We start from the raw sequence: 8,183 nt of genomic DNA, 5'->3' as shown, positions 1-8,183 counted from the left end.
CGCTGCGCTCGTCGCCTGCTCAACCAGCGGGGGATGGCCCTCTGCCGGCCGAGTAGCGACGACCGAACGGAGTGAGGCCGCCGCGTATCGAGGTCAGCACCATGACGGCTCGGGAAGCCGGTCGACCGCCGTCGGCTAGCGTGAGGTCGTGCATTTCTTGGCGAGTGAGGTCGCAGCATCCGTCGGCGGCGAGTTGATCGGTCCCGACGTGCAGATCGACGGGGCGAGCATCGACTCGCGCAACGTCCGGCCGGGGCAGCTGTTCGTGCCGATCGTGGCCGAGCGGGACGGTCACGACTTCATCCCGTCGGCCCTCGAGAGCGGCGCGGCGGCCTACTTCACCTCCCGCGACGAGGTCGCCCGCGGTACTGCCATCCGCGTCGCCGACACCGCCCTCGCCCTCGCCGACCTCGGTCGCGCGGTCCGCCGCCGCATCCCCGACCGCGTCGTGGGCATCACCGGCTCGGTCGGCAAGACCTCCACCAAGGATCTCCTCGCCGGCGTCCTGCAGACCACCTACCGCACCGCGGCGAGCGAGAAGTCCTTCAACAACGAACTGGGCCTCCCGCTGACCCTGGCCGGTGCAGCCGACGACGTCGAGGCCGTGGTCCTCGAGATGGGTGCACGGGGGATCGGCCACATCGACCTGCTGTGCTCCATCGCGAGCCCGACCGTCGGTGTGATCACGCGCGTCGAAGGCGTCCACCTCGAGTTGTTCGGGGAGATCGAATCGGTGGCCCGCGCGAAGGGGGAGCTGGTCGAGTCCCTCCCGGCCGACGGGATCGCCGTTCTGAACGCCGACCACCGGTACGTCGCGGCGATGGCGGATCGCGCCTCGGCGCGGGTGCTGCGGTACGGCCTGTCGCCGGATGCCGACGTGTACGCGTCGGACATCGTCGTCGACGACGAGCTGCGAGCATCCTTCCGGCTGCACACGCCGTGGGGTTCGACCGACGTGCGCCTCGGCGCGCGAGGGGAGCATCAGGTGCCCAACGCGCTCGCGGCCGCTGCGGCCGGCGGCGGTCTCGGAGTGTCCGTCGAGGACATCGCGAACGGCATGTCGGCCGCCGAATTGTCCGGTCTGCGAATGGAACTCGCCAAGACCGCGGACGGCACGATCGTGCTCAACGATGCCTACAACGCGAACCCGACGTCGATGTCGGCGGCTCTGAAGTCGCTTGCCGCGCTGCCGGCCGGGCGGCGGGTTGCCGTTCTCGGCACCATGGCGGAACTCGGATCGGATTCCCCGGCCCAGCACCACGCGATCGCGCTCGAGGCGCACGAGCTCGGCATCGAGGTCATCGCGGTCGACGAACCCGACTACGGCGACACCGCGCGCCACACCTCCGGAGTCGACGAGGCGGTTGCCGCGCTGGGCGACCTCGGCGAAGGAGATGCAGTGCTGGTCAAGGGAAGTCGCGTCGCCGCGTTGGAGCGGGTGGCGCAGGCCCTGCTCAGCTGAGGTCCGCCTCAGCCGGGCGTCACGAGGTCGGTGATCCCCAGTCCTCCACGGCGTCGGCCTCGGCGGCCGCCCGGGCACGATACTCGCTCGGTCCGATTCCGAGTTCGGCCCGGAATCGGTTGCGCATCGTGGGACTCGACGGGAAACCGGAGACCCTCGCCACCTCGGAGACCGCCATGTCCGGACGCGTCCGGAGGAGTTCGCAGGCGGTCTTGAGTCTGCGGTCGGCGATGCGTGCGGCCAACGAGTCCTCGGTGTCCTCGAAGTGCCGGTACAGCTGACGGCGGCTGATGTGCAGGTAGCGGGCGATCGCGTTCGGGGTGAACGACGGGTCGCGATGGTGACGCTCGATGAGGTCGGAGACCGCCTCCCGCACGAACAGGGCGTTGTCGGTGATCTGTCGGTTGTCGTAGTCGAGCTGTCCGAGCGCAGCGCGAACGAGTTCGATGGCGGCCATCTCCGTGTCCGGGTCGGGTTCGGTCACGCCGACTGCGGTGTCGGACGCGAACTGCAGGATGAACGAGGCGGTCGCGCGCGCCAGGAGGGTGTGGGAGGCGACCGGCCGGCGGGCCTGTTCGGCGACACGGCGCTGGTTCCCGAGGAGTTCGAGCGGGATCACCAGGCCCGCAGGGTCATTGATCTCGAAGGTCCGCTCGAGATAGGGGGAGGCGTTGCTGACGAAGGCGAGTTGTCCGGGGCCATAGGCGAAATCGCGTGACCCCTGGCGGATGATGTGCCTGCCCTCCAGGGTGTGAACCCCGATGACCAGGTCTTCGGAGGGCTGCTCGGAGATGAGGCGCGGGTTCCGCGACACCTGGAGCGGGGTGTGCAAGCTGCAGAAGGTGCCGATCATCGAGAGCTGACGTACGTACATCAGCGAGTCGAACGAACCGGGGTCATCGGTCTGCACCTCGACGTGCTGCCCGAAGTCGCGCATGCCGTCGGGTCCGGTGAGTCGGATCGGTTCGGCAGGTATGTTGCTGCGGTGCACGCCGACCCGTCGCTCCCACGCCGCGATCACCTTCGGGGGCAGGGGTGCCGACGAGACGTCGTTCCGGAACAACTCGGTCATCCCCGGCTCCCCGGTGCCGCTGCGCCCCCGCCGGGATCCGGTTGTGTACGTGATCCGGTCATGCCGACTCACCCGAGGAGTTCCGGTTCCAGGCCGGGAGGACCACGAGGGACGCCAGGAAGAAGCAGATCGCCCCGATGAAGGTTCCCCAGTTCGCCATCGCCGTGTCGACCGTGACTCCGCCCTTGGACACGTAGGCGCCCACCGCGGCGACGCCGAAGGCGACGCATCCGATGAGGTTGATCTGCACCGACCACCAGCCGGCCGAACCCGGATCGAAGAACTTGTGTGCGTGCCGGTAGCCGCGAACGGCCATGAAGCCGCTGACGAGGAAGAGGATCGATCCGCCGGCGTCCGGAGACCAGACGAACTCTCTCTGGGAGGGAATCGAATGCGCGGTGAGTGCCGCGGTGGTGCTCACGTTGAACAGGATCGTTCCCAACGACTGGGTCGACGCCGCGAGCCAGTCGGCGCGCACCATGATGCCGCTGCCGTAGTCGACCTTGGTCGTCACGGGGCCACTCAGGATCAGCTGGATCAGCCCGGCGGCGGTGAAGAACCACGCACCGATGAAGCAGCACAGATTGACGGCCGACGCTCCGGCCCAGCTGCCGAAGCCCGGCGCCGCACTCAACGCGAAGAGCGCGGACCCGATCATGAAGCCCCAACACTGTTTGTTCAGGGTCGGGATGAAGAACGTGCTGCGCCTGGGGGCTGACGCGGCAATACTCATTGTCTACCTGTCTGTGTATGCGACGATGCGTCCCCGGCCTGGAAGGGGATGCCAGGCCGGGGACACGTCGGGGGGTCGCGGAAGAGCTACGCGATCAGTGGTGGAAGTGCGAGCGCTCGCCCTCGACCGGCATGGGGCCCTCGAGACGATCGAGGAAGTCGACCTCGGTCTGGATGTCGGCGATGAGTGCACGAGCGAGGTCGTGGCTCAGGCCGGCGCGGACGACGATGCGCTGCACGGTCAGGTCGGCGAGGTCGTCGGCCATCGGGTAGGCCGGGACCAGCCAGCCCTTCATGCGCAGGCGATCCGACAGGTCGTAGAGGTTCCAGTTGTCGGTGTGACCCGACTTCAGGCGCCATGCGAAGACCGGGATGGTGTCGCCCTTGCTGACGAGTTCGAAGGCGTCGATCTTGGCGATCTCCGACGACAGCCACTGCGCGACGTCGAGCGAACCCTGCTGGACCTGGCGGTAGCCCTCACGGCCGAGGCGCAGGAACTGGTAGTACTGCAGCAGCACCTGGGCGCCGGGGCGCGAGAAGTTCAGTGCCAGGGTGGGCATGTCGCCACCGAGGTAGCTGCAGTGGAAGACCATGCTCTCCGGCAGGGCCTCGGTGTCGCGCCACACGATCCAGCCGACACCCGGGTAGACCAGGCCGAACTTGTGGCCCGAGGTGTTGATGGAGACGACGCGGTCGACGCGGAAGTCCCACTCGAGGTCGGGCTGGCAGAACGGAGCGATCATGGCGCCCGACGCGCCGTCGACGTGGATCTTCACGTCCAGGCCGGTGTCGGCCTGGATCTGGTCCAGCTTGGCGGCGATCTGCTTCACCGGCTCGTACATGCCGGTGTAGGTCTGGCCCATGATGGCGACGACGCCGATGGTGTTCTCGTCGACGTACTTCTCGAGCTCATGGCCGTCGAGGACCATGTGCTCGGGACTGATCGGCACCCAGCGCGGCTCTACCTCGAAGTAGTTGCAGAACTTCTCCCAGCAGACCTGAACAGCGGTGGACAGCACCAGGTTCGGGGTCTCGGTGGACTTGCCCTCGGCCTTGCGGCGGGCCTGCCAGTGACGCTTGAGGGCCAGGCCGCCGAGCATGCAGGCCTCCGACGAACCGATGGTCGAGGTGCCGATGGCGTTGTCGACGTTCGGGTTGTGCCACAGATCGGCGAGGATCTTCCAGCAGCGGTCCTCGATGGCGGCCGTCTGCGGGTACTCGTCCTTGTCGATCATGTTCTTGTCGACGGTCTCGGAGTAGAGCTTCTTCGCCTCGTCGTCCATCCAGGTGGACACGAAGGTTGCGAGGTTCAGGCGGGCGTTGCCGTCGAGCATCGCCTCGTCGTGGACGATCTGGTAGGCGGTCTCGGGCAACAGCATGTCGTCGGCCATCGAGAACTTGGGCAGATCGGTGGCCTCGCCCGGGCGTGTGAAGACGGTCCGCAGGTTCAGGTTGTCGCCGATGTTGGTCGTGGCGCGGGCTTGCGAGTTCGATTTAGGTGTCATGTATTCCTCCTGGTGTTCAGATGCTAAGGCGCTCAATACCGAAAATGGGGGCGGTTGAAGCGATCTACTCGAGGTAGACGACAGTCACGGGGGCTTGTCTGTCTTGACCTCCCTAGACTTCCACCGGCGGATACAGACGGTCCATCGTGTACTGGCGGTTTCGGCGGGCGGCCCACGACGAGATGGCCAGGCAGCCCAAGGTGATTCCGCTGAGGACACCGATGGCGAGCCACAGTCGGTAGTCGATGCCGCCGACCGTGAGTTGTCGGAGGCCCTCCACCGTGTAGGTCATCGGGTCTACGTAGTGGATGTACTGGAACGGCGTGGCCGTGGTCGGCACGGGATAGATACCACCGGCGGACACCAGCTGGACCATCAGGAACGCCAGTGTCACAACACGTCCGACCGCGACGTCGAAGACGGCGTTGAACATCTGGATCATCGCCATGAAGGTGGCGACCACGAGCAACAGATACAGGAACGTGGCTATCGGGTACTCGGCACGGAGACCGACCGCGAAGGTGACCACCGTGTACAGCACGGTGGCCTGGATGAAACCGATGGCGAAAGCGGGTGTGTACGAGGCCAATACGACGCGCAGCGAGGAGAAGCCCTGAACGATCGGGCGGGATTGGAGCGGAGTCAACAACATCCAGGTGATGATGCCGCCGACGAACAATGCCAGGGACATGAAGAACGGAGCGAAGCCGGTACCGAAGGTCGGGGCCTCGTGCGTGTAGTCCTCCTGCAACTCGACGGGCTGCGCCAGCGTCTTGGCGATCTCCGTCTTCTCCTGGTTGGTCCAGGACGGGATGGCCTTGACCCCTTCTTCCAGACCGGACGCCAGTTCGTCGGCACCCGCGCTCAGCTCACCGAGGCCAGAGCTGAGTTCGGCTGAGCCGCTCTTCAGTTCGTTGGCGGCACCGCGTGCGGCGAGGATGTCGTTGCGAAGGCCGCCGTTCTCGACGAGGGTGAGGCCGAGGCGGAGGGGGCTGTTCGGATTGCCGAGCTGCTGCGAGAGCACGTTGGCGTCGTTGTTCAGCTGGGTGAGCTGGTTGTTCGCGTCCGGTCCGAGTCCGCTGGTGCGCAGGAACTGTTGTGCGGGGGAAAGGGCATTGGCGAGAGATCGCATCGTGGGATCCGGCGACGAACTCAGCTGGGCGATGACCGAGTCGAGGCCCTTGCTGGCCTGCGACTGCTGATTCGCGGCGGTCGTGAGTTCGTTCGACGCCGCTCCGGCATTGCGGGCGAGTCGATCTGCGGCCGCATTCACCTCGGCTGAGGACAGACCGGTCTGGTCGGCGCCGAGTGCGTTGAGCAGGGGATCGGTGGCCTTGATCAGTGCGGAGTCGAGTTGGCCGAGACCGGACGCGAGCTCCTGAGCGCCCGAGTCGGCGGTCTTCAGACCGGCGGCAAGTTCGTTCGCGCCGTCGGCCGCTTCCGTCAGCTTGGGCGTGAGGTCCCCGACCTCGTTGAGGACGATCTCGAACGTCTGCGCGCCGACCTGTGCGCTGACCTTGTTGACGACCTGCTGGGCGGCGTCCTGACCGATGATCGTCGCCAGGTAGTTGTTGGCGTCGTTGTAGGTGAACACCAGCGGCGCCGAACGCGGCTTGTCGCTCGTGGGTGAGGCGATCGCCTTGCTGAAGTCGGCGGGCAGCGTGATCGAGAAGTAGTACTTGCCGTGCGCGACGCCGTCGGCGGCCTCGGCGGCGGAGACCTCGTGCAGGTCGAGCTGCTTGGACTCGATCAGTCCGGCGGCCACCTGGGAGCCGGCGTCTAGCTTCTGCCCCTCGACGACCGCGCCGGTGTCCTCGTTGACGAGTGCGACCGGGATCTTGTCGGCGGCGGCGAACGGATTCCAGAACGCCCACAGGTACATCGCGCCGTAGAGGAGAGGCATGAGCATGATGACCACGAGCGCCAGCCGGGGCATCCGGCCCCGGTAGTAACGCTTGATGTCGCTGCCCGGCGAGAATGCGGCAAACATGTTCCTACGTCCGATCTTCGTGCTCGAGGCCGACGAACTGGCCATCTGTGAGGTTGTCGACGGGGATGACGTCGCGGACGCCGCCGGCCGGGGACACGGCGTTGATGTCGGCGGTGATCACCGTCTGGGCGCGGCCCAGGTCGACCAGCCGGTCCATGAGATGGACCTGGTTCTCGCGACGGGTCAGGTTGTCCACCCCGCCGACGACCAGCAGCGGCGGGCGCCGCAGGTTGCCCACGGCGATCCGGAAGAGCGCGGCGGTCAGCTCGGGGAGCTCCTCGACGAACGATTCCATCGCGGGCAGGGGATAGGGCCCGAAGACGGGCCGACAGATGCGTTCGAGGTCTTCCTCGCGTGCGGGCGTGACCCACTTGTACCAAGGCGCCGACCACCGGATCTGCTCGGTGATGACGTCGCTGACCCGGATGGTCTGCTCGATCTCGTCGACCTCGTCGATCCATGCGACGGCGGCGTTCTTGAACAGATGGTGGGCGTCGTTCGACCGGTCGAAGGCGACGAGTTCACCCTTGGTCGGCTTCATGCGACCTGCGAGAGTGAGGAGCAGTGCGGTGCGGCCTCGACCTTCCGGTCCGGCGAGGACGGTGACCCCGCCGGACCGGATCTGGAAATCGACCGGGCCGTAGATGTGGCCCCAGGAGGCATCCACGGAGAGTCCGTGGGCTTCGATCAGGGTCGCGTCAGAGGGGGTGCCGCCAGGCTCCGGGGCATCACGCATCGCTGCCGCCCGATCCGAAGACCACATCGTCCAACTTTCTGTCGTTGTGTCGGCATAACCGACTTGCCTGCCGTACCGCCGGTGAGCAGTACGACAGGCTGGGGGTGAATTCAGAGGTTCTTGAAGATTCGCGCGGCTTCGCCCTTGATGAGTGGGTCTGTGCCGTCGACCAGTCCTTGGGACGTCCCGTCGAATACCCGAGTGACTCGGATGAGTGTGCGACCGTGAACAGTCACTTTGCTGGACATACGTTGGAACTTAGCCCAGGCATATCCGGCATATCAATGCGAACGCGCAGGTCACAGAGGGCGAACCTGGCACGAAATTCGCCCCGGCAACCTGTAACGGCTCCGGGGTCCGGTTCGAAGTGCCCGCTACGTCCGCGAACAGCACGTTTGGGGTGAACGGCCGTAATCCTCATGATGTGTCCGGAATCCCGCGGACTGGGTTTCGGTGTCCCCTTTCCGGGGGAAAGAATGGCTGGGCCAGGGCAATCTCCGAAGACGGCACGATATTGCCGTTACCCGGGAGTAACACCATAGTTCGCGTTAACTTCTCGTCGTCGCGACGCCACCGAAGTGCCTCACCAGGTTTGCGGTGTGTGAATCGGTGCCACATTTCGGTCGCTGGACCCAATCGTCGTCGGATCGGCCTGTGGTCAAGTCCCAGGTAGTGGTGTAACTCGT

6 protein-coding genes are annotated in these 8,183 nt (G+C 66.1%); 1 reads left to right on the top strand and 5 read right to left on the bottom strand.

All coding sequences use genetic code 11. From position 1 onward, the window contains the following. The first annotated feature begins 148 nt into the window (after positions 1-148). Positions 149-1,462, top strand: a complete 1,314-nt coding sequence (locus tag OK17_RS15540; protein WP_461417983.1) for a UDP-N-acetylmuramoyl-tripeptide--D-alanyl-D-alanine ligase — start codon at positions 149-151, stop codon at positions 1,460-1,462. A gap of 19 nt (positions 1,463-1,481) precedes the next feature. Here OK17_RS15540 and OK17_RS15535 read toward each other — a convergent pair whose 3' ends face one another. From OK17_RS15535 to OK17_RS15515, 5 genes are all read right to left on the bottom strand, one after another. Continuing rightward, positions 1,482-2,534: a helix-turn-helix domain-containing protein gene (locus OK17_RS15535; protein ID WP_232717322.1), complete on the bottom strand. Its 1,053-nt coding sequence runs from the start codon at positions 2,532-2,534 to the stop codon at positions 1,482-1,484. A 58-nt stretch (positions 2,535-2,592) separates the two neighbouring features. After that, entirely contained in the window at positions 2,593-3,267 is a 675-nt protein-coding gene (locus OK17_RS15530; RefSeq protein WP_232717320.1) for a hypothetical protein, read from the bottom strand. A 94-nt stretch (positions 3,268-3,361) separates the two neighbouring features. Further along, positions 3,362-4,771 carry a glutamate decarboxylase gene (locus tag OK17_RS15525; RefSeq protein ID WP_232717318.1) on the bottom strand — a complete coding sequence of 470 codons (1,410 nt, stop codon included), beginning with the start codon at positions 4,769-4,771 and terminating at the stop codon, positions 3,362-3,364. A 112-nt stretch (positions 4,772-4,883) separates the two neighbouring features. Next, on the bottom strand, positions 4,884-6,761 hold the full coding sequence (locus OK17_RS15520; protein WP_143933729.1) for a YhgE/Pip domain-containing protein: 1,878 nt from the start codon (positions 6,759-6,761) through the stop codon (positions 4,884-4,886). Between the two features lie 4 nt (positions 6,762-6,765). After that, a complete protein-coding gene (locus OK17_RS15515; RefSeq protein WP_006866521.1) occupies positions 6,766-7,497 on the bottom strand; it encodes an ATP-binding cassette domain-containing protein in 732 nt (243 codons plus the stop codon). Positions 7,498-8,183 lie beyond the last annotated feature (686 nt).

It is taken from the genome of Gordonia sp. GN26 (assembly GCF_054823965.1).
The sequence above is the reverse complement of the archived record's forward strand: the minus strand, read 5'-3'. Positions and strand labels throughout refer to the sequence as shown.

Bases quoted from the DNA above. Each gene is read 5' to 3' on its own strand.
- OK17_RS15535 (WP_232717322.1), bottom strand. From the start codon at position 2,534: ATGACCGAGTTGTTCCGGAACGACGTCTCGTCGGCACCCCTGCCCCCG.
- OK17_RS15530 (WP_232717320.1), bottom strand. From the start codon at position 3,267: ATGAGTATTGCCGCGTCAGCCCCCAGGCGCAGCACGTTCTTCATCCCG.
- OK17_RS15525 (WP_232717318.1), bottom strand. From the start codon at position 4,771: ATGACACCTAAATCGAACTCGCAAGCCCGCGCCACGACCAACATCGGC.
- OK17_RS15520 (WP_143933729.1), bottom strand. From the start codon at position 6,761: ATGTTTGCCGCATTCTCGCCGGGCAGCGACATCAAGCGTTACTACCGG.
- OK17_RS15515 (WP_006866521.1), bottom strand. From the start codon at position 7,497: ATGCGTGATGCCCCGGAGCCTGGCGGCACCCCCTCTGACGCGACCCTG.